This is a genomic window from Chryseobacterium taeanense, assembly GCF_900099685.1.
GTDB classification, from domain to species: domain Bacteria; phylum Bacteroidota; class Bacteroidia; order Flavobacteriales; family Weeksellaceae; genus Chryseobacterium; species Chryseobacterium taeanense.
Genome location: NZ_FNDW01000001.1, coordinates 341,176 through 363,334, shown reverse-complemented (window position 1 = coordinate 363,334; position 22,159 = coordinate 341,176). Strand labels below are relative to the sequence as shown.

Annotated in this window: 16 protein-coding genes; 10 read left to right on the top strand and 6 right to left on the bottom strand. The window is 37.6% G+C overall.

Features of this window, described 5'->3' with window-relative positions; translation table 11 throughout:
- Positions 1 to 95: 95 nt before the first annotated feature.
- From BLR30_RS01630 to kduI, 6 genes are all read right to left on the bottom strand, one after another.
- On the bottom strand, positions 96 to 1,622 hold the full coding sequence (locus BLR30_RS01630) for an MFS transporter (RefSeq protein WP_089853728.1): 1,527 nt from the start codon (positions 1,620 to 1,622) through the stop codon (positions 96 to 98).
- Positions 1,623 to 1,736: 114 nt separating this feature from the next.
- Positions 1,737 to 2,396: a beta/alpha barrel domain-containing protein gene (locus BLR30_RS01625; RefSeq protein WP_089853725.1), complete on the bottom strand. Its 660-nt coding sequence runs from the start codon at positions 2,394 to 2,396 to the stop codon at positions 1,737 to 1,739.
- Between the two features lie 213 nt (positions 2,397 to 2,609).
- Positions 2,610 to 3,617, bottom strand: a complete 1,008-nt coding sequence (locus BLR30_RS01620) for a sugar kinase (RefSeq protein ID WP_089853722.1) — start codon at positions 3,615 to 3,617, stop codon at positions 2,610 to 2,612.
- Positions 3,618 to 3,745: 128 nt separating this feature from the next.
- Positions 3,746 to 5,143 (bottom strand): glucuronate isomerase, encoded by a 1,398-nt coding sequence (gene uxaC, locus BLR30_RS01615; RefSeq protein WP_089853719.1) that lies wholly within the window; start codon positions 5,141 to 5,143, stop codon positions 3,746 to 3,748.
- Positions 5,144 to 5,161: 18 nt separating this feature from the next.
- A complete protein-coding gene (locus BLR30_RS01610) occupies positions 5,162 to 5,944 on the bottom strand; it encodes a gluconate 5-dehydrogenase (RefSeq protein ID WP_089853716.1) in 783 nt (260 codons plus the stop codon).
- Positions 5,945 to 5,953: 9 nt separating this feature from the next.
- Positions 5,954 to 6,790: a 5-dehydro-4-deoxy-D-glucuronate isomerase gene (kduI, locus tag BLR30_RS01605; protein ID WP_089853713.1), complete on the bottom strand. Its 837-nt coding sequence runs from the start codon at positions 6,788 to 6,790 to the stop codon at positions 5,954 to 5,956.
- Positions 6,791 to 7,642: 852 nt separating this feature from the next.
- On the opposite strand from kduI, the gene BLR30_RS01600 reads away from it, so the two are divergent.
- From BLR30_RS01600 to BLR30_RS01555, 10 genes are all read left to right on the top strand, one after another.
- Positions 7,643 to 10,660, top strand: a complete 3,018-nt coding sequence (locus BLR30_RS01600) for a SusC/RagA family TonB-linked outer membrane protein (RefSeq protein WP_089853710.1) — start codon at positions 7,643 to 7,645, stop codon at positions 10,658 to 10,660.
- Between the two features lie 10 nt (positions 10,661 to 10,670).
- Positions 10,671 to 12,506: a RagB/SusD family nutrient uptake outer membrane protein gene (locus BLR30_RS01595; protein ID WP_089853707.1), complete on the top strand. Its 1,836-nt coding sequence runs from the start codon at positions 10,671 to 10,673 to the stop codon at positions 12,504 to 12,506.
- Positions 12,507 to 12,587: 81 nt separating this feature from the next.
- Positions 12,588 to 13,610 carry a pectinesterase family protein gene (locus tag BLR30_RS01590; protein WP_089853704.1) on the top strand — a complete coding sequence of 341 codons (1,023 nt, stop codon included), beginning with the start codon at positions 12,588 to 12,590 and terminating at the stop codon, positions 13,608 to 13,610.
- Positions 13,611 to 13,661: 51 nt separating this feature from the next.
- Entirely contained in the window at positions 13,662 to 14,924 is a 1,263-nt protein-coding gene (locus BLR30_RS01585) for a glycoside hydrolase family 88/105 protein (RefSeq protein WP_089853701.1), read from the top strand.
- Between the two features lie 48 nt (positions 14,925 to 14,972).
- On the top strand, positions 14,973 to 16,619 hold the full coding sequence (locus BLR30_RS01580; RefSeq protein WP_089853698.1) for a glycoside hydrolase family 43 protein: 1,647 nt from the start codon (positions 14,973 to 14,975) through the stop codon (positions 16,617 to 16,619).
- Between the two features lie 100 nt (positions 16,620 to 16,719).
- The gene (locus BLR30_RS01575) at positions 16,720 to 17,487 is read left to right on the top strand and encodes a rhamnogalacturonan acetylesterase (protein ID WP_228400679.1); all 768 of its coding nucleotides are present in this window, start codon (positions 16,720 to 16,722) and stop codon (positions 17,485 to 17,487) included.
- Position 17,488: 1 nt separating this feature from the next.
- Positions 17,489 to 19,156 (top strand): glycoside hydrolase family 28 protein, encoded by a 1,668-nt coding sequence (locus tag BLR30_RS01570; protein ID WP_089853691.1) that lies wholly within the window; start codon positions 17,489 to 17,491, stop codon positions 19,154 to 19,156.
- Between the two features lie 36 nt (positions 19,157 to 19,192).
- Positions 19,193 to 20,104, top strand: coding sequence for an alpha/beta hydrolase (locus BLR30_RS01565; protein ID WP_139164568.1), 912 nt, complete (start codon positions 19,193 to 19,195; stop codon positions 20,102 to 20,104).
- A gap of 323 nt (positions 20,105 to 20,427) precedes the next feature.
- Positions 20,428 to 21,396, top strand: coding sequence for a pectinesterase family protein (locus tag BLR30_RS01560; protein WP_089853685.1), 969 nt, complete (start codon positions 20,428 to 20,430; stop codon positions 21,394 to 21,396).
- Positions 21,397 to 21,409: 13 nt separating this feature from the next.
- Complete coding sequence (locus tag BLR30_RS01555) at positions 21,410 to 22,147, top strand: rhamnogalacturonan acetylesterase (RefSeq protein ID WP_089854597.1); 738 nt, start codon at positions 21,410 to 21,412, stop codon at positions 22,145 to 22,147.
- Positions 22,148 to 22,159: the final 12 nt, after the last annotated feature.

The window sequence follows — 22,159 nt, the reverse complement described above, 5'->3', positions numbered from 1 at the left end:
AAGGCGTTACACTCAGCTAAGAACACATAGAGTTTTAATTTCTAATTTATTTATCAATTAGGTTTTCAAACCTTCAAGATTTAGGGTGGGTGTATTTATTTGATTACTTTATATTTCGGGACTAAAGTTTTCATGACACTCCATGCGATAAGATAAGCTACCGCACATATTGAGAAAATAATCATGTATCCTTTGTCGATTCCGTCTACAACTATTGCCCCTGATTTTTCCAATTTTTCGAAGAATCCATCCGGCAATCTTTCGTTGATATATTGCGGATATTTTTCTAATAAAGGAATTCCATCTACTGTTGACCATGCTTTGTGAGCATGATCGAATAATACGCCTGAAGATTTATTGATAATGAATGAACCTATTCCGCCTGCCATTCCGCCAATTCCGGTAATCGTAGCAATGGCTTTTTTGGGGAACATATCGCCGACTGTCGAGAAAATATTTGCCGACCAAGCCTGATGTGCTGCTCCGGCAATTCCGATAATTAAAACAGGAATCCAATAAGTGACAGAACCTAAAGGCTGCGCTAAAAGAGCTAAAAGTGGAAAAAAAGCAAAGATCAGCATCGCTTTCATCCTTCCTGAATAGGCATTCATTCCTTTTTTTTCTACAAAATACTTGGGTAGCCATCCTCCAATGATCGAAAATAAAGTAATCATGTAAAGGACAAATAATGGAAATGCACTTTGCGTAGAATCCATTCCATATACCGAGCTTAAATAAGCAGGAGTCCAGAATAAGAAAAACCACCACACGCCGTCTGTCATAAATTTTCCGAAGGCAAATGCCCATGTCTGTTTGTGACTGAAGGATTCTCTGAAAGAAAAAGTCTTTTCCGTTACATTTATATCTTCATGGGAAGCATCTTCCTGATCCTGATTAATATAGGTTAGCTCATGTTCATTAACTTTGTGATGCACATGGGGCTTTTTGTAATAAAATACCCAAAGACCCATCCATACAAAGCCCAAAGCTCCTATAATAATAAACGCCCATTCCCAACCCATCGATTTTGCAATGAAAGGAATTGTAATGGGAGCAGCCAACGCTCCGACAGTAGCTCCCGCATTCCAGATACTTGTTGAGAATGCTCTGTCTTTTTTAGGGAAATATTCTGCGGTTGTTTTAATGGCTGCCGGAAAATTCCCTGCTTCACCAATGGCTAAAACAAAACGTGCAAAAATGAACAGCGTAACACTCGTACTGATGATGGCAGAAGTATTAGAAACCGTCGCTATCATTTCTTTAGAACCATGAAAACCGGCAAGCCAGTTTCCTGTGAGAATTCCGGATGTTGCTATTCCGCAGAAAGCATGTAAAACAGCACCTACAGACCAGATTCCGATAGCCCACAGGAATCCTTTTTTGGTATCCATCCAATCTACAAATTTTCCGGCGAAAAGCATTCCCACTGCATAAAAAATGGAAAATAAAGCCGTAATATTTCCGTAATCGTTATTGTTCCAGTGAAATTCCGGAGCAATAAAATCTTTCCATGTTAATGATAAAACCTGACGATCAAGATAATTTATTGTTGTAGCAATGAACAGCAAAAAGCATATCGTCCATCTGAAATTTGTCGGTTTAAGAGATTTAACTGAACTCATTTTTTAGTTTTAGAATTAGTTAGTTTTTGTGTGTGTTTTAATGATTGTTTTTAAATTCGCAAAGGTGTTTTACTCAGCTAAGATCACGGAGAACTTTAGCATTTTTAATCATTATTATTTTAAAGCCTGGATGATTTCCAGAACTTTCTTCGTTTCGTTTTCAATTGTTACATAATCTTTAGTAAGCATTAATTCTTTACTTACCAGTTTACTTCCCATTCCAACGGCCGAAACTCCTGCTTTAAACCAGCTTTCAATACTTTCTTTTGTAGTATCAACCCCACCGGTTGGCATGAATTTCAAATTTGGGAAAACATCTTTGATCGCACTCATAAATCCGGTTCCTAAACTATTACCCGGAAATAATTTAATGAAAGTTACTCCCGCACTTTCAGCCTCAATAATTTCTGTCGGAGTCATACAGCCCGGACTGTACAATAGATCTTTCGGAATTAAAAATTCTGCAACTTCTCTTACAAATCCCGGACTGATAAAAAAATCTGCCCCCAATCTGTAATATGCTTCTGCTTGCTGTAAATTCTTAATTGTTCCGATTCCCAACAACATTTCCGGCATTTCCGCATTGCGAATTTCTACCATTTTGGCAAAATTACTCGACGCAGATTCTCCACGGCTTGTATATTCTACCGCACGGATTCCTGCTTTGTACAATGATTTTAATATTTCTATGGTTACCGTTTCATCAGCATTATAATACAGAGGTAAAACTCCCTGATTGATGATGGTGTTGGTAACGTTTTGAATTTTTGTCATTTTGTTTTAATTATTTTTAAAAATAATCTTTGATAGGATTAAATCTATCCTATAGTGTGCTGTATTCTTTTAACGCAAAGTGCACAAAGATTTTCTTTTAAAGCTCGATGTATATTTTTCGTTCGCAAAGGCGTTTCACTCAGCAATGTCCGCTATTTTCTAATTGAATATGCATTCGCTAAAAGCCATTTGCCAAAAGCTAACAGCCAGAAGCTACCTTTTTATTCGTCCTCCAGAATTTCCGGCCATTACTTCGAGAATATCTTCTGCGCTGCAATAGTTGATGTCTCCTAAAATGGTGTGTTTGATGGCACAAGCGGCGTTGGCGAAATGAAGGGCTTTCTCGTCATCGAAGTTTTTCAAGCCATAAATTAAACCTGCAGCAAAAGCATCTCCCGTTCCGATTCTGTCGACAACTTGATCTATTTCTAAAAATTTAGTTTCAAAATAATTTCCGTTGACCAAAGCTCTTCCCTGCGTTTGCTGAGAACTTGCCGTAACTCCAATTCTGATTTTATCGAAAATTTTATGAATTGATGGGCATTGCTTTTTTAATTCTTCACAAGCTTCCAAAAAACCGTTTTTATCTGATGAAAACTGAGTTCCTAGAATTTCATTAATCTCATTGACTCCACCGATGAAAATTGTGGAATAAGAGACCAATTCTTTTAAAATTTCATTTCCGTTTTTACCATATTTCCAGAGATTGGAACGGTAAGCAGGATCGGTTGTCACTTCAATTCCCAGTCTGCGTGCGGTTTGCAACCCTTCTTTCAAGGTTTCATAAGCCGCTTTGGAAATTCCCGGGCTAATGCCTGTCCAATGGAAATATTTACAGCCTTCAAGTGCTTTTTTCCAGTCTATATTTTCAGGTTGAATATTCGCAAAAGAACCGTTCAGTCTGTTGTAAGCAATTCTGCTTGCCCGAACTGATGATCCTACTTCCAGAAAATATAAGCCTAAAGGATGCTCATTTTTAGAAATAAAAGCGGTATCAATCCCAAAACTTTTAATGAAAGACAAAGCAGATTCTCCTACAAAATCATCAGAAACACAGCTTATATGCTTCACATCACAGCCCATGGTTGCTAATGAAGACGCTACGTTCAGCTCTGTTCCTCCAAAAAAGAATTCTATTTCGTGGCTCTGCTTCATCGTTCTGTTTCCGGGTGGCGAAAGTCGCATGATGATTTCTCCGAAAGTGACAATTTTGTTGCTCATAGTTTTAATTAACCTTTATTTCAAGGTAAATTTTATTTTTATCTCTCGCAGATTTAGCAAATTTTGCAGATGATTGTATTAAAAAAGATATCCATAATCTGCTCAATCTGAGCGAATTTTTTATTCAATTAAAAATCAAAATAATTTTTAGCATTATGGTAACAGATATCGGAAATAATTTTTCCTACGTGCTCCATATCGTCCGGTAATTCGCCGTTTTTCATTTCTTCACCGAACAAATTACACAGTACTCTTCTGAAATATTCGTGTCTTGGGAAAGAAAGGAAACTTCTGGAATCCGTCAGCATTCCTACGAAACAACTGATTAATCCCATATTGGAAAGAGCGTTCATCTGTTTAATCATGCCGTCTTTCTGATCGAGGAACCACCATCCGGAACCGAACTGTACTTTTCCTTTGATACTCCCGTCATTGAAATTCCCGATCATTGTTGCAAAAATTTCGTTGTCGGCAGGATTTAAATTATATAAAATGGTTTTAGTTAATTTATCTCTCCCGTCTAAAGCATTTAATAATTTAGACAAAGTTTCGGCCTGCACAAAATCTCCGATAGAGTCCCATCCTGTATCAGGACCTAGAATTCTGTGCATTCTTTCGTTATTATTTCTCAATGCTCCCAAATGGAACTGCTGAACCCATCCGTATTTGTGGTAAGCTTCACCTAGGAATAATAAAATTGCTGTTTTGAATTGATTTACCTGCTTTTCGGCGATCACTTTTCCATTTAATTTATCTTCAAAAATGGCATTGACTTCGGCTTCTGAAGCTTCTTCAAAAGAAATATTGTTTAATCCGTGGTCGCATAGTCTGCATCCGTTTTCATGGAAATATTCGATTCTTTTTAATAAAGCATCACATAAAGTCTGGTAAGAATTAATTTCAATTTCCGCAGATTCGCCTAGTTTTGAAATATAGTCTGCAAAGTTGTGGTTTTCAATTAAAATTGCTTTATCAGGACGGAAAGCCGTGCTTACTTTAATACTGAAATCGCTTTTTGCTAAATCCTGATGATAGTTTAAATTATCTAAAGGATCTTCCGTTGTACACAGAGATTCTATATTCATCATTTTCAATAAACCTCTTGTCGACTTTTCAGGTGTCTGAAGCTGTGCCGTGATGTTTTCGTAAATTTCTGCTGCATTGTCTGCATTTAGCAATTCATCGATTCCGAAGTATCTTTTTAATTCCAAATGCGTCCAGTGATACAAAGGATTTCTTAAGGTATAGGGAACTGTTTTTGCCCAAGCCTCAAATTTTTCTTTATCCGAAGCATCTCCCGTGATGAATTTTTCGTTTACGCCTAATGTACGCATCGCTCTCCATTTGTAATGGTCGCCGGCAATCCAAACTTTAGAGATATTCCCGAAAACAGTATCTTCAGCAATATCTTTAGGAGTTAAATGATTATGATAATCAATAATGGGTTGTTTTTCCGCAAATCTGAAATATAATTCTTCTGCGTATTTATTCTGTAATAAAAATTGATCTGTTATAAAAGGTTTCATTCTAGTCTGATTCTGTTGTTATTCATTAGCAGGTTTTCCGATGGTTGCCAGAATTCCGCCATCAACGTAAATAATTTGTCCGTTGATAAACTTACTTGCGTCTGATGCCAGGAAAATTGCCGTTCCTGCAAGGTCTTCCGGATTTCCCCATCTTCCTTCAGGAGTTCTGCTGATGATAAAATCATTGAATGGATTTCCATCCACCCTGATTGGTTCTGTTTGTGACGTTGCAAAATATCCGGGTCCGATTCCGTTTACCTGAATATTATGTTTCGCCCATTCTGTTGCAAGATTTTTGGTAAGCATTTTCAGTCCGCCTTTCGCAGAAGCGTATGCTACTACATTGTCGCGACCCAGCTCACTCATCATCGAGCAGATGTTGATGATCTTTCCTGATTTTCTTTTAATCATATATTTTCCGACTAATTTGGACATGATAAAAGGTCCTGTAAGATCTACATCAATTACTTTTCTAAAGTCTTCTATCTCCATGTCAATCGCCGGAATACGTTTGATGATTCCCGCATTGTTGATCAGGATGTCTATTTTTCCGTGAGTAGCTTCCATAAGAGCTACTTTCTGAGCGGCTTCCAGCTCATCTGTCACGTCAAAAAGATATCCGGTCGCCTTGTATCCTTTAGAATGATAATGTTTTAAAGCTTCCTCCAATTTTGATGGTGTCGTACTCGTGATTGCCAATTCAGCGCCTGCAGCAGCAAGGCCTTCTGCCATTGCCATCCCTAATCCGTGCGTGCCTCCTGTAACGACGGCAACTTTACCGGATAAATCAAATAAATTCATTTAGAAAAATTACTTTAGTTCGTTAGTTTTGATACCATCCATATCGCCATAATCCATATTTTCACCGGCCATTCCCCAGATAAAAGTATAATTGGAAGTTCCTACTCCTGAATGAATAGACCATTCGGGAGATAATACCGCCTGTCTGTTGGTCATAAAAATATGACGTGTTTCATGAGGTTGGCCCATAAAGTGGCTTACGGTCTGTCCTTCTTCCAGATCAAAATAAAAATAGGCTTCCATTCTTCTGGTATGGGTATGCGCCGGCATTGTATTCCAGACGCTTCCCGGATGAAGTTCTGTCATCCCCATCTGAAGCTGGCAGGTTTCCAAAACAGAGTTTACAATTAGCTTATTGATCGTACGTTTGTTGGCATATTTTTCTTCACCTAATTCTACAATTTCGGCTTCATTTTTTGTAATCTTTTTATTCGGATACGTATGATGTGCCGGCGCAGAATTGATGTAAAAGTAAGGCTGTGCAACGCCTGACTTTTCAAAAATAATCTCCTTTGCACCTTTTCCGATATATAAAGCTTCTTTATTGCCCAGTTCATAGACTTCGCCATCAACTGTTACTTTTCCGGCACCACCGACGTTGATGATCCCCAGCTCTCTTCTGTCTAGAAAATACTGAGCTTTGAGGTCATCGGTTGGTTCCAGTTTTAGCGCTTTTGTTGAAGGCATAATACCGCCTACAATAAGCCTGTCGTACATAGAGTAAACTAATTTTACCTGATCTTCATTAAATAAATCATTGATAAGAAACTCCCTTCTTAAATCTTCAGTTGTATATTTTTTTACATCTTCAGGATGATGGGCGTATCGGAATTCTGATTTTGCCATACTTCTTTTTTTCTTTTTGTGGTTTTATCAAAACCTGTTAAACATTGCGTAATCGATTGCATAAAATTACACTAAAATTTGTAGAAATACTTGTTGGGATAAATATATAATTATTATTTAACTCGTTAACAAAAATTTAATTTAATTTTTTAATCATTTGATTTTCAAAATAATAAAATAAAATATTAAAAAAATTAATCCTCAAAAAAAGAAGAATCTGTACGGGAATATTAACCAAAATTAATAGTAAGCCGTTGCTGAAATATAAAATCATGCCAGAAAATATGTATTTGTTTGCATATCAAAATGGATAAAATTATTTAGATTTCTATTATTCACTATTTATATTACCAATTTGAATATTGTTGTAAAAAAAGCATCTCTCAAATCATGAAAAAAATATGATATAAATCACTAAAATATCTTAAATTTTAATTCTCACTCTAAGTTTTGGTAATTTTTTTTAACATAAAAAGATAGAATTTTAATTAAATTTTAAGACAAAAATTAATGAAAACATAACTTTTATAACTATTTTTTAATAAAGCTACCAAGTTACCAATTAAACAACAACAAACTAACTTTCAAAAACTTACATCCAAATAAATTTTTAATCTGAATAATTTATTAATCCGAATTAATGAAAAAATAATATTTTTTTCTTTGCATATTGAAAAATAATATTAGTTTAGAAGCCAAGATATTTTTGTAAAAAATTACGCAATCGATTGCACTATGATAAACGTAAGCTTTAAAAAATATTTTCCACTAAAAAAATAGAATACTTAAAATCCAAAAAAAAACGAAAATCGAAAAAAACTTTCAACCAAACTAAAACTATAAGGATACAAAATGGATAAAAAAGTACAATCAGTAAAGTGGTTATATTTAACTGTTTTTCTGCTTCCTGTCCTTGCAATGGCTCAAGAAAAAGAAACCAAAAAGGAAAAAGAAACCAAGATCGATGAAGTGGTATTGGTGGGCTATACCAAAGTTTCTAAAAAAGACGTTACCAACGCCGTTTCTTCTGTGAAAGGTGATGCCATAAAAGACATGCCTTCTACCAATGCAGCAGAAGCAATTCAGGGTCGTCTGGCCGGGGTGCAGGTCTCTCTGAGCGAAGGATCTCCGGGAGCAGATGTAGATATTGTGATAAGAGGAGGTAATTCTATTACCGGCAGTAATGCACCTCTTTATATAGTAGATGGGGTTCAGATGGATAATGCGTTATCTATTTTATCACCCAAAGAAATTGAATCGATAGAAGTTCTGAAAGACGCTTCTTCCACCAGTATCTATGGAGCCAGAGGAGCCAACGGGGTTGTTCTGATTACCACCAAAGGAGGACGTAAAAGAGCCAAAACCTCGATCAATTACAACGGATTTTTAGGCGTAAGAAAGATTCAGAAAACTATTGATGTACTGGATCCTTACCAATATGTTTTATATCAGTACGAAATTTACAACAAAGGTGGCGTACAGACAGATATTGATGCATTTAATACAAGATACGGAACTTTTCAGGATATCAGTAAAAACTACGGAAATCTAAAGAAAATAGACTGGCAGGATGAAGTTTTCGGCAGAGAAGCCTTCAACTTTACGCATAATCTGTCCGTTACAGGAGGTTCTGATAATTCATCGTTCTCATTATCTTTAAATAATATTCAGGAAGACGGAATTATGATTGGTTCCGGCTTTAAAAGAAATATGGCCAATTTTAAATATGACTATGATATTTCCAAAAAACTTTCGGTAACGCTTAATGCAAGATACAGCAGGCAGACGATATTTGGAGCAGGGACATCGTCTACAGGTTCACAAAGCACCAACCGATTGAGAAATGCTGTAAGATATCAGCCATTTGAAGGAGGTCCTGCTATAAATATAGATGAGTTTGACCCGCTATTTGCCAATGAAACGAATCTCGTAAACCCAGTTCTTTTAGCGAATGAAGAAGTTAAAGAGAATGGAAGAAATGATCTTTTGCTAAACGGAACTTTAGAATATAAGATTAATAAAGATTTCACTTTCAGAAGTGTGATTGGCTATGTCCAGCGGGATGAATTTGTGAATCAGTTTTCAGGGACCATAACCAGTCTTGCAAGACAAAATAATGACCAGCCGGTTGTTTTTTTAAGTAGAACACAATCAAGACGGATTACCAATACCAATACTTTAAATTTCAGAAAAACATATGGTGAGCATAAAGTAGATTTCCTTCTGGGACAGGAAACCGTAAAAACCGATGCTGAATCGTTAACAATGAATATCAAATGGCTTCCGAAATCAATCAGCCCACAGGAAGCATTTGCCAACATCCAGTCAGCCACTCCGCCTTCAGGATTGGTTCAGGATAATCCCAGAACAGAAGTACTGCCGGACAGAATCGTGTCCTTTTTCGGAAGAGCCAACTATATCTTTAGAAATAAATATATCTTAACGGCATCCATGAGGATAGACGGCTCCAGTATTTTTGGTCCCGGAAATAGATGGGGATACTTCCCGGCAGCTTCTCTGGCATGGAAGATCAATGAAGAAAATTTCCTGAAAGAAAGCAGAGTCATCAGCGAACTTAAGCTGCGTGCCGGCTACGGTCTTTCTGGGAATAACAGGATCAAGGCCTTTTTATACGATACGTTCTTCACCACATCCTCTGATTACGGATATGCGTTCGGTAGCAATGTAACGCCTGGTGCTACCACCGGAAATATCATGTCTAACCCAAGAGTAAAATGGGAATCGGCATCTTCAAAAAATGCAGGTCTGGATTTCGGCTTGTTTAAAGGGAAAGTATACGGTTCTCTGGATGTTTACCAGACTGACACGAAAGATCTTTTGCTGCTGGCAAAAATACCTCAGAATTTAGGATACGAATATCAGTTCCAGAATTCCGGAAGTACAGAAAACAAAGGTATCGAATTCTCCATCGGAAGTGCCATCATCAATAAAGAAAACTTTACCTGGAAAATCGATGCCAACATCTCTTCCAATAGAAATACAATTAAAAGTTTAGGAAATAATGCTTCTGCAAGTTCCAATTATTATCTTTACCCATCAGGATGGCAAAACAACCTGAACGATTTTTTGGTACAGGTAGGCAAACCAGTCGGCACTTACTGGGGATATGTAACAGCGGGAAGATATGAGATAAACGACTTTGATTATAACCCAACAACACAAGTTTACACCTTGAAAACAGGTGTTCCAAATTCCGCAGCAGTCGCTAACGCTGCAAAACCGGTACAACCCGGAGATCTGAAGCTACAGGATCTGAACGGAGATGGCGTTATCGACAATAATGACATGACTGACCTGGGAAGCGCCCAACCAAAATTCTATGGTGGATTCAACCAGACATTCCGATATAAAAACTGGGATATGAGCGTAATGTTCAACTTCTCGGTAGGAAACAAAGTGTACAACGCGAATAAAATTGAATATTCCACGCAGTATCTTTACAGAGACAACAATATGCTTGTAGAGGTAGCTGACCGCTGGAGATGGTTTGATGATAACGGAGTTAAAGTAAATGATCCGGCAGCTCTGGCAGCACTTAATGCCAACACCACGATGTGGACTCCTCCTGCAGGTGCCTATTTTCTACACTCGTATGCTATTGAAGACGGCTCTTTCCTTAGATTAAATAACCTTACAATCGGTTATTCATTAGGAAAAGATTTCACAAAGCAATTAGGACTTTCAAATTTCAGATTGTATTTTACAATGAATAATGTATTTACCATCACAGGATATTCAGGATATGATCCGGAAGCTAATACAAGAAGAAACCCATTAACACCTGGTGTAGATTACGCCGCTTATCCGCGTAGCAGATTCATTTTATCAGGAGTTGATATCACTTTTTAAATCTAATATTATGAAGAAAAATAAATTTTTAACAATTCTTTTTTCCATTGCAGGACTCATCTCCATCAACTCCTGTGAAGAGTATCTGGATGTAGAAAGCTTATCCAATACCGCCGAAAAACAACAGTTTGACTCTGCTTCAGATACTTTTTCTGCTTTAGTCGGAGTTTACAATGCCACCATGGGTGATAATACCTACGGACAGAGAATGAATCTTATTCTGTCTCAATCGGGAGACGATATGAGAACATCCGGAGATTATAACGCCAACGACAGAAGAGGTGTGAGCTGCTTCGGTGCCATTCCTACCAATACAGAACTTATAAGACCTTTCTTGGATACATATGCAGGGATCGAAAGAGCCAATCTTGTGATAAAAAACATTCCGCTTTCTCCAGTTATGCAGACAGGTTCTGAAGCAGATAAAAAATTGATGAACAGATATTTGGGTGAAGCACTTACGTTAAGAGCCCACTTTTACCATGATCTCATCAAAAACTGGGGCGATGTCCCTTTTCAGGATGTTCCGTCTGCCGATCTTCCGGATCTTTACCTGGCTAAAACAGACAGAGATATTATTTACGATAAAATTCTTGACGATCTACTGAAAGCAGAAGATCTTGTTCCATGGAGATCTGAAGCAAATACAACTGCACAGAGAATTTCCAAAGCCGCCGTTAAAGGTTTAAGAGCGAGAATAGCGTTGGCAAGAGCTGGATATTCATTAAGAAGAAATCCGCAGATGATGATGCAGGGATCAAATCCGCAGAAATACTATCAGATTGCGTATGACGAGTGTAAAGATATTATCAATTCCGGACAGCATCAGCTGAATTCAAGCTATGAAGGACTGTTCAGATCATTACATACCAATACTCCGGATGCAACCAACGAAATTATTTATGCCATCGGAGCATTTGGAGGAAACTCAAGAACAGACAGTAAAATCGGATATTATAACGGTCTGAGACATGATGATACAGACTGGAAATCTTCTGGAGGGATTAATGCAATTCCTGTTTATTTTTATGAGTTTACAAAATATGATTTGAGAAGAGATGTAAACATTGCCATTTTCAGGGTCAATACTTCAAAGCAGGCAGATCTTCAGACTTCCATCAACTGGAATGACGGAAAATTCAGAAAATCGTGGACTTCCATCACCGGAACTTCCCAAAACCTTGGAATCGACTGGCCTTTATTAAGGTATTCTGATATCCTTCTTATGTTTGCTGAAGCCGATAATGAAATTCACAACGGTCCGTCTCAGGAAGCTATCAATGCGGTGATGGCCGTTAGACAAAGAGCTTACGCAGGTAATCTGGGACAGGTGGGAACAATTCCTACCGACAAAACAGGATTTTTTAATTTCATCGTAAAAGAAAGAATGCTGGAATTCGGAGGTGAAGGACTCAGAAAATACGACCTCATCCGTTGGAATCTTCTGGAAACAAAAATCAATGAAACCAGACAGAAACTTACCCAGTTTATGAACGGAACAGGCGCTTACACCAACGTTCCGGAGTATATTTTCTATAAAAAACCAGCTTCGAGTGTTTCGAATTATGTACCTACAAAAACGGCACAGCAAAACGTTTTAGACATTGATTTCTATCTCAACGGAATTGCAAAAGCTGATGTTTTCTACAGCCCGAATCAAAGTGTTTCCACCCCTTCAGGATACACGAAAGTAAACTGGAGACTGGCCATGACACAGCCCTACATCAGTGGTGATCCTGTAAAAAGTTATGCGTATTATTTCCAACCCAACAGAAAAGAGCTCCTGCCTATTGCAGCAGATGTAATCAATTCTAATTATAAGCTTACGCAGGATTACGGATATTAGAGAAAAACTTCACATTCATATATAAAAATACAGGCTTCTGCCACACGGAGGAAGTCTGTATTTTAATTCAAAAATGATTCAATGAAAAACTCCTTTTTTTTAAAATATCTTAGCTTATTTTCAACTATTCTGATAGCAACCTTTCATTTTCTTTCTTTTAAAACCGGCGACAGATTAATCGTGGTTTCAAAGGACGGAAAAGGTAATTTTTTCACTGTGCAGGAAGCTGTCAACGCTGTTGAAAACGCTTCTTCTCGAAGAACTAAAATTTTAATAAAACCCGGAGTTTATAAAGAAAAAATCATTATTCCAGAAACTAAAGGAGCCATTTTGCTGGAAGGTGAAAGCCCTGAAAAAACACTCATCACCTTTGATGATTTTGCATCCAGAAAAAATCCGGAAGGAAAAAACATCGGAACCACAGGATCAGCGACAGTCTTTATTTATGCTGATAACTTTACTGCGAAAAATATTTCATTTGAAAATAGTGCAGGAAGAGTCGGACAAGCTGTGGCAGTTTTAACGACTGGAGATAAGATTGCCTTTCAAAATTGCAGGTTCCTGGGAAATCAGGACACCTTATACCTTAAAGGAGCTCAGGATTTAACGGATAAATCAAAACCTTCAAGGAGTTACTTTCAAAACTGCTATATCGAAGGTACCACCGACTATATTTTCGGAGCCGGCACCGCAGTTTTTGAAGACTGCACGATCTATTCCAAAGAAACGGCAAGCTATATTACAGCTGCATCCACGCCAAAGGAAAACAGTCTCGGATTCGTTTTCATTAATTGTCAAATAGCAGGAAATGCAAAGGAACGATCAGTCTATCTGGGAAGACCGTGGAGACCTTTCGCCAAAACGGTGTATATCAACTGTGAATTATCTTCATTAATCAAACCTGAAGGATGGCACAATTGGGATAAACCGGATGCAGAGAAAACAACTTTTTATGCAGAATTCAAATCGAAAGGAGCCGGAGCAGACAAATCCAAGAGAGCCGGATGGTCGCATCAGCTGACACAGGCAGAAGCAAAAAAATATACGCCTGAGAATATTTTAGGAGAAAAAGATAACTGGAATCCTAGAAAAATTTTAAAGTAATTAACAAGATTAAAGCTTTCAAATATATCAACTTTAAAAGTTTAAAACAGCATGAATTTTATTCAAACTCATATTAAAATTTACGCATTGACCGCCCTATGTGCAGGAGTGTTCTTTTCCTGTGCCTCAAAAACAGTAAAACGTGATTCTTCAGAAAACCAGTCAAAAACTGTTATAAATGAAAAAATCCCCACTAATCTTCCGTGGTCACAAAGGATGCTTCTTTCCGAAATGAAACGTTTCCCTGAAGCATGGATGCTTGATTATAATAAATTTCCCAAATGGAGCTATCCGACAGCAATTGTTCTGGAAGGTGCTGAACAAATTTACGAGCAAACAGGCAATAAAGAATATTACAACTACATCTCTACATTCGGCGATACAATGGTGAAAGAAGACGGCAGCATCATATCATACGACCTTTCAAAATACAATATTGATATGCTGAATTGCGGAAATGTTCTTCTTTATTTATATCAGAAAGAAAAAAAAGAAAAATACCTAAAAGCCCTGCAGACACTTCGCTCGCAAATCGACGGGCAACCTAGAACCTCAGAAGGTGGATTTTGGCACAAGAAAATCTATCCCAATCAGATGTGGCTGGATGGCTTATATATGGGCGAACCTTTCTATGCGCACTACACCAGTGTTTTCAGTAAAGGTAAAGAGGCAGAGAAATCGTATGATGATATTGTTAATCAGTTTGATCTTATCCAGAAACACCTTCTCGATCAAAAAACAGGACTGCTGTATCATGCCTGGGACGAAAGCAGAGAACAACAATGGGCCGACAAAAAAACAGGACTGTCTCCCAACTTCTGGTCAAGAGCAATGGGCTGGTACGGAATGGCAATGGTAGATGTCCTCGATTATCTCCCACAAAATCATCCCGGAAGAGCAAGAATAATTTCTTACCTGAAATCTTATTGTGATGCGGTGATTAAAGTTCAGGATCGACAAACCGGACTCTGGTATCAGGTTCTGGATAAAGGCAGCGAAAAAGGGAATTACCTGGAAGCTACCGGATCATCCATGTTTGTTTACACCATGATGAAATCTGTCAACAAGAAGTATCTTCCTAAATTTTATAAAAAATATGCTAAAAAAGGATATGAAGGTATTCTCAAAAATTTAATATCAGTTGATAAAAATGGAATGGTAAGTCTTAATCAATGTTGTGCAGTGGCAGGCTTAGGAGGAAATCCGTACCGAAGCGGCTCCTATGAATATTATATTAACGAAGAAATACGCTCTAACGATCCGAAAGGAACAGGACCTTTTATCCTTGCAAGCTTAGAATTTGAAAAACAGTAGTAATTCAGAGAATTTAAATTGCATTTAAAATAGGTTAAAATCTGATGTATGAAGACAAAAAACATTTTAAATATAATATCAGCAATCACAATATTTTCGACGGCTTCAAATGATTTCCATGCGCAGGAGAAAAACTACGTTTCAGAAGTCTGGACTGCCGATCAGGGGAAAAATTATAAAAACCCTGTTCTTTATGCAGATTATTCAGACCCTGATGTAATTCGTGTCGGCAATGATTTTTATATGACCGCTTCCAGTTTCAATGAAGCTCCCGGATTGCCGATTCTTCATTCCAAAGATATGATTAACTGGAATCTGGTGAATTATGTTGTTGAGGATATTTTGCCCTCAGAACATTTTTCCGTTCCGAGAAGAGGCGACGGAATCTGGGCACCAAGCATCCGTTTTCATAAAGGCGAATTTTATATTTACTGGGGTGATCCCGATTTCGGAATTTATATGGTGAAAACCAGTGATCCTCTGAAAAAATGGGAAAAACCTGTTTTGGTAATGGAAGGAAAAGGACTGATTGATGCCTGTCCGTTCTGGGACGACAATAACAATGCCTATCTCGTTCATGGCTGGGCGGGAAGCCGCGCAGGAGTAAAAAGTATATTAACCCTGAACACCATGAATCCAGAAGGTACAAAAGTATTAGATAAAGGCATTCATATTTTTGATGGTCACGATGCGCATCCAACTGTAGAAGGTCCTAAAATGTATAAAAGAAACGGCTATTATTATATTTTCGCACCCGCGGGCGGTGTAGCTACAGGCTGGCAACTGGTATTACGGTCAAAAAATATTTATGGTCCTTATGAAGAAAAAATTGTTCTCGAACAAGGTACCACCAAAATCAACGGACCTCATCAGGGAGCTTGGGTAGATACTCTTTCCGGGGAAGATTGGTTTTATCATTTTCAGGACGTTGATACTTATGGAAGAATCGTTCATCTGCAGCCTATGAAATGGGAAAACAACTGGCCCGTAATAGGAATTGACAATAATAAAAACGGAATCGGTGAACCGGTTTTAACCTATAAAAAACCCAACGTTGGAAAATTTTATCCTGTTGTTTCACCTCCTGAAACAGATGAATTCGATGGTGAAAAGCTAGGGTTACAATGGCAATGGAGTGCTAATGAAAATATTGTTTGGTCAGCCAAACTACCGGGACAAAAATTCTTAAGACTGTTTTCAATAAAGGTTCCTGAAGGTGAAAAAAACCTTTGGAACATTCCAAATTTATTAACCCAGAAATTTCCGGCTCCGAATTTTACAGCGATAACAAAAGTTAAATTAATTCCCGAAGATGCCAAAGAAGGAAAAACCGCAGGGCTTCTAATTATGGGAACAGACCACGCTTCTCTCGTCATAACGAATAAACCTGACGGATTTTATATACAACTGAGAAAAGCCGAAAAAGCAGAGAAAGGCGGGGAAGAAAAGGTTTTATTTGAAACAAAATTAAAAAGCAATGAAGCCTATTTAAAGGTAACTGTAAAAGAACCCAACGGTTTATGCCAGTTCAGCTACAGCGAAAACGGGAAAAATTTCATAAAAGCCGGCGATATTTTTCAGGCAAAACCTGGCAAGTGGATCGGTGCTAAAGTCGGCTTGTACAGTATCAGCACAGCAAAAGCACCTCGCGGCGGTTATGCAGATTTCGACTGGTTTAGAGTTACTAAAAACTAAAAATCACATTTTTTAATCATCAATGAATAATAAAACTCCCCATATAGTTTCATTTTTATTTGTCGTTTTGCTGTTGTCCTCATGCCATTCACAAAACAGTTTGCAGAAGGCATCAGCAAAACACAATAAAAAGATCACTTGTATTTATCTTATCGGAGATTCTACGATGGCAGATTATACAGGAGATTATGAACCAGGAAAAGATTATATGAAAGTTCGCTATCCGATTACAGGTTGGGGACAGGTTTTTCAGCCGTTTTTTGTGAAAGACAGCCTGAAATTTCTTCAGCCATTTATAACAACAGATTCCGTGATGATAATCGATCGGGCGCATGGTGGAAGAAGTACGCGAACTTTTTTCCAGGAAGGAAGATGGCGATATGTGTATGAATATCTGAAACCCGGCGATTACGTGATGATGCAGTTTGGACATAACGATAGTTCAGAAAAGCATCCTGAAAGGTTTGTTAATATTCAGGGGTATAAAGAATTTTTACGGTTATTTGCCACTCAGACAAAGCAGAAAGGAGCAAATCCGGTTATTATTACACCAGTCGCAAGAAATTATCCGTGGAAGGACGGCAAACTGGAAAATGCACACGGAGAATACTGGCAAGCTGCGATTGATGTCGCTAAAGAAATGAACATCCCATTGATTGATTTAAACAAACTTTCCATGGAATATTTCACTCATAAAGGTCAGGATTATACCACCAGTCATTACTTTATGAATTTCCCTGAAAACACCTATGAAGCCTATCCAAAAGGACAAAAGGATAACACTCATTTTCAGCCGGAAGGCGCAAAAGCTGTAGCCTCAATCGTTTATCAGGAATTTAAAAAAATAATTACAACTCAAAAAAAATAATATGAAGAAGTCTCTTAAAGTAATCGGTTTGGTAGCAGCCATGATCTTTTCAGAGCAAACGTTTGCTCAAAACCTGGATATTTACAAAAATATTGAGTTTAAAATGCCTCAGGTTGCGGAAACATCATTTCCTGCCAACACTGTTTCCATCACGCAATTTGGTGGCGTTGCGGGCGGAAATATAAAAAATACGGAAGCCTTCAGAAAAGCCATTGAAGATTTAAGCAAAAAAGGCGGCGGAAAGCTTATTGTACCCAGAGGAATGTGGCTTACAGGCCCTATTGAACTGAAAAGCAATATCAATCTTCATGTAGAAGAAGGAGCATTTATCGTTTTTAGTAAAGATAAAAACGATTATCCTTTAGTAGATGTAAGCTTTGAAGGTCTTAACACCGTGCGATGCCAGTCTCCTATTTCCGCGAAGAACGCAACCAATATTGCCATTACCGGAAAAGGCGTGATCGATGGCAGCGGTGATGCATGGAGAGCCATTAAAAAAAGTAAAGTTTCCGAATCCCAATGGAAAGAAATAGTAAAATCCGGGGGAATTGTGTCTAAAGACGGCAAAAACTGGTATCCGTCTGAAAGCTATAAGAAAGGGCTGGAAAGCAGCTCTAATTTTAATGTTCCTGATAAAATATCCAAAGAAGAACTCATTACAGTTAAAGACTTCCTTCGTCCTGTGATGGTAAGTCTGGTTGGCTGCGACAAAGTTTTGCTGGACGGGCCTACATTTCAGAACTCTCCTGCATGGAATCTTCACCCGTTGATGTGTACAAATGTTATTTTAAGAAATCTTACCGTAAGAAATCCGTGGTTTTCTCAAAACGGCGATGGCGTAGATTTAGAATCCTGTAAGAATGTTTTAATTTATGATAATACTTTCGACGTTGGAGATGATGCCATCTGTATTAAATCCGGAAAGGATGAAGACGGAAGAAAAAGAGGAATGCCTACTGAAAATGTCATTATCAAAAACAATATTGTGTATCATGGACACGGAGGTTTTGTCATAGGAAGCGAAATGTCAGGTGGCGCAAGAAATATCCACGTTTCCGACTGTACGTTTATCGGAACCGATATCGGGCTGCGTTTCAAAACAACGCGCGGAAGAGGAGGAATTGTTGAAAATATTTACATTAAAAACATTGATATGATAAATATTCCGACGCAAACGATTGGCTTCAATATGTTTTACGAAGGTGCCTCTCCTGTACTGGAAGACGGACAGAAACAGGAAGGAAACAAAGCTCCTGAAAAAGTTTTTCCGGTAACAGAAGAAACACCGGTGTTCAGAAATATTTTCTTTAAAAACATCAATGCGGTGAATTCTTACGAAGCCATTACCTTATTTGGGCTTGCGGAAATGAATCTTAAAAATATCGTGATTGAAGATTCTCAGTTTGACACAAAAAAAGCATTAACCATAGCCGATGCAGACGGAATTCAACTTAAAAATGTAACGCTGAAATATACAGAAGGAACCGGTGCGACGATCTACAACAGTAAAAATGTAAATCTTTCCACCGTAAAATTTGAATCGGCGAGCAAACCCTACGTTAAAATTCTGGGAAACAAAACAGGCGCTGTATTGTTGCCTAAAGAAATAACGACCGATAAAAATTTACTTTCTGTCGGAACAGACGTAGCGAGAAATGCAGTTAAATAATTGATTAAAAAAGTATTAAAAAAATTCCGTAAGCGAATGATTTTAAAACAAAGACATACTTATATTTCTATTTTTTTTATGGGGACAATGGCATTCGGGCAGGTAAGCCGTCCGAATGCTACTCCTTACACCAATGAAATCACATTTGAAAAATTAAAGAAAAAATATCCTTTCATCAGCCCTGTCGACAGGCCGGTTCCTCAGAATATCGTAATTGATAAGAATGTGGAATATGCCAACGTAGATGGGGTTTCTTTACAAGCAGATCTCTATTATCCTTCAGATCCATCAAAAAAATATCCCGGCATTGCGATGGTTCATGGCGGAGGATGGACTTCAGGAAGTAAGGAAAATGAAAAATTCATGGCGATGGAGCTTGCTTCAAAAGGTTTTGTGGTAATGGCCATTGGTTACAGACTCGCCGATGTTGCAAAATATCCTGCCGGAATTGAAGATATTGAAACCGGCATTCAATGGCTAAAAAAAAATCATAAAAAATATTCTCTGGATAAAAAAAATATAGTGATTTACGGAGAATCAGCTGGTGCCCAGATAGCAACGTTGGTCGGTGTAAAACCTAAGAATAAGATCAGGGCGATCATCAATGTAGACGGAATTGTTTCTTTCATTCATCCAGAATCTGAAGAAAGCACCTATGCCGCTTACTGGCTCAATGGTGATAAAAACACCAACCTCAAAAACTGGACGGAAGCTTCCCCACTGGAATATGTAGATAAACGTACACCTCCTACCCTTTTCATTAACAGCTCACAGCCACGTTTCCATGCAGGGAGAGATGATATGATGAAGAAACTAAAAAGCCTGAACATCTACACCGAATTTCATGAGATCAAAGATACACCGCATTCTTTCTGGTCGGCAGAACCATGGTTCACGGAAACCCTGAATTATATGCTGGATTTTTTAAATAAGAGGATTAAAAAATAAAAGAAACTACACCAAAGATCTTCTTAACCATACTTTGAAGCATCTTAACTAAACTTGTTTAAACTAATTCCAGAACTAACCGCAAAAGTCGCAAAAGATAATCTTAACGCATTGATTAGAGTATTTAAAGTTTTCAAAAGAATAAAAATCAAAGATTTTTTTAAGCTATTGTCATCTTTTTCATTTGTAGTCATCAACTTTAGATAAAATTAAACTCATCTTTTGCGACTTTTGCGGTTATTAAAAAAGTTTAAACAGACTTTAAGCTAAAGCCTTTTATATCTAATTTTTAATGAAATATATCTCAACATAATATTCAGCTTATGAAAAAATTCCTTTTAATTTTATTTATTTCAATGACCGGTTTTCTGTTTGCAGAATATGATCCTTATATAAAAATTACGGTTGCAAAAGATGGGAGCGGAGATTTTACTTCGATTCAGAAAGCGATTAATTCCATACGCGATTTAGGGCCGGCTGAAGCATTAATTTTTATAAAATCGGGAACTTACAATGAAAAAGTTGTGATCCCTTCTTCCAAACACAAAATTATATTACAGGGTGAAGATAAAGACAATACCATCATTACCAATAATGATTTTTCGGGAAAATCCGACGTTTTCAATGAACAGATGACAACGTTCAATTCCTATACATTACTGGTAATGGGAGATGAGATTACAATCAGCAATGTTACCATCCGAAATTCGTCATGTAATGAAGGGCAAGCAGTTGCGCTACATGTGGAAGGCGACCGGTTTATCATTAAAAATTCAAAAATTCTCGGATGCCAGGACACGGTTTATTCAGCAACAAACCACAGCAGGCAATATTTTGAGAATTGTTATATTGAGGGGACAACGGATTTTATTTTCGGACAGGCAACCGCGGTTTTTAAAAACTGTACAATAAAGAGCCTTGCCGATTCTTACATTACAGCTGCAGCAACGGAAGCAGATAAACAGTACGGCTTCGTCTTTCTTGATTGTAAATTAACAGCTAAAGAAGGAATTTCAAAAGTTTATCTCGGAAGACCTTGGAGGCCTTATGCTAAAACCGTTTTCATCAACACCGAAATGGGGAAGCACATCGTTCCTGAAGGCTGGAATCCGTGGAAAGGGGATAAAATGTTTCCTGATAAAGAAAAAACAGCTTATTATGCAGAATACGGAAGCAAAGGTGAAGGCGGAAATTCGTCAAAACGGGTAAACTGGTCGCATCAGCTGACGAAAAAAGAATTAAAAAAATATACTATAAAACAAATTTTTAACAATTGGAATCCCAATAAATAAAATGACCGTTACAATGAATAAAAAACTTAACATCCTCTTTTTGTTTTTATCAGTTATGATCTTTGCGCAGCAAAAACCCACTCTTTTCCTTATCGGAGATTCTACGATGGCTGATAAAGAAAATCCTGAGAAAAATCCCGAACACGGCTGGGGACAAATGCTGCCAATAGTAATGACATCAGGAATTGTGATACAGAATCATGCGACCAATGGCAGAAGCTCAAAAAGTTTCAGAACAGAGGGAAGATGGGATAAGGTAATGAAACAGTTAAAAAAAGGAGATTTTGTGATTATTCAGTTCGGGCACAATGACCAGAAAGTGAATGACTCTTCTCGTTTTACCAATCCTTACACCCAATACAGAGCCAACCTCGAAAGATACGTCAACGAAATCAGGGCTAAAGGTGCCATACCGATTTTGATGACTTCTATTGTAAGACGCAATTTCAATGAAAATGGTGTACTGGTAGATACACATAAAGAATATCCTTTGGTGGTAAGAATGGTTGCAAATGATTTGAAAGTTGATTTCGTGGATCTACAGCTGCTAACTGAACAGATGGAAATTTCTTACGGCCCGGAAAAATCAAAAAAACTGCACCTCCATTTTGCTGAAGGCGAAAATCCTTATTATCCTAAAGGGAAAGATGATGACACTCATTTATCTAAACTTGGGGCTGAAACCGTTGCAAAATTAGCTGCCAATTCTCTGAAAAATTTAAACATTGGACTGGAGAAATATATTAAATAAGAATTCTTTAAA

Coding starts and splice junctions, on each gene's coding strand:
- BLR30_RS01580 (WP_089853698.1), top strand. CDS start 14,973: ATGAAGACAAAAAACATTTTAAATATAATATCAGCAATCACAATATTT.
- BLR30_RS01570 (WP_089853691.1), top strand. CDS start 17,489: ATGAAGAAGTCTCTTAAAGTAATCGGTTTGGTAGCAGCCATGATCTTT.
- BLR30_RS01630 (WP_089853728.1), bottom strand. CDS start 1,622: ATGAGTTCAGTTAAATCTCTTAAACCGACAAATTTCAGATGGACGATA.
- BLR30_RS01590 (WP_089853704.1), top strand. CDS start 12,588: ATGAAAAACTCCTTTTTTTTAAAATATCTTAGCTTATTTTCAACTATT.
- BLR30_RS01565 (WP_139164568.1), top strand. CDS start 19,193: ATGATTTTAAAACAAAGACATACTTATATTTCTATTTTTTTTATGGGG.
- BLR30_RS01595 (WP_089853707.1), top strand. CDS start 10,671: ATGAAGAAAAATAAATTTTTAACAATTCTTTTTTCCATTGCAGGACTC.
- uxaC (WP_089853719.1), bottom strand. CDS start 5,143: ATGAAACCTTTTATAACAGATCAATTTTTATTACAGAATAAATACGCA.
- BLR30_RS01555 (WP_089854597.1), top strand. CDS start 21,410: ATGAATAAAAAACTTAACATCCTCTTTTTGTTTTTATCAGTTATGATC.
- BLR30_RS01585 (WP_089853701.1), top strand. CDS start 13,662: ATGAATTTTATTCAAACTCATATTAAAATTTACGCATTGACCGCCCTA.
- BLR30_RS01625 (WP_089853725.1), bottom strand. CDS start 2,396: ATGACAAAAATTCAAAACGTTACCAACACCATCATCAATCAGGGAGTT.
- BLR30_RS01600 (WP_089853710.1), top strand. CDS start 7,643: ATGGATAAAAAAGTACAATCAGTAAAGTGGTTATATTTAACTGTTTTT.
- BLR30_RS01620 (WP_089853722.1), bottom strand. CDS start 3,617: ATGAGCAACAAAATTGTCACTTTCGGAGAAATCATCATGCGACTTTCG.
- BLR30_RS01610 (WP_089853716.1), bottom strand. CDS start 5,944: ATGAATTTATTTGATTTATCCGGTAAAGTTGCCGTCGTTACAGGAGGC.
- kduI (WP_089853713.1), bottom strand. CDS start 6,790: ATGGCAAAATCAGAATTCCGATACGCCCATCATCCTGAAGATGTAAAA.
- BLR30_RS01560 (WP_089853685.1), top strand. CDS start 20,428: ATGAAAAAATTCCTTTTAATTTTATTTATTTCAATGACCGGTTTTCTG.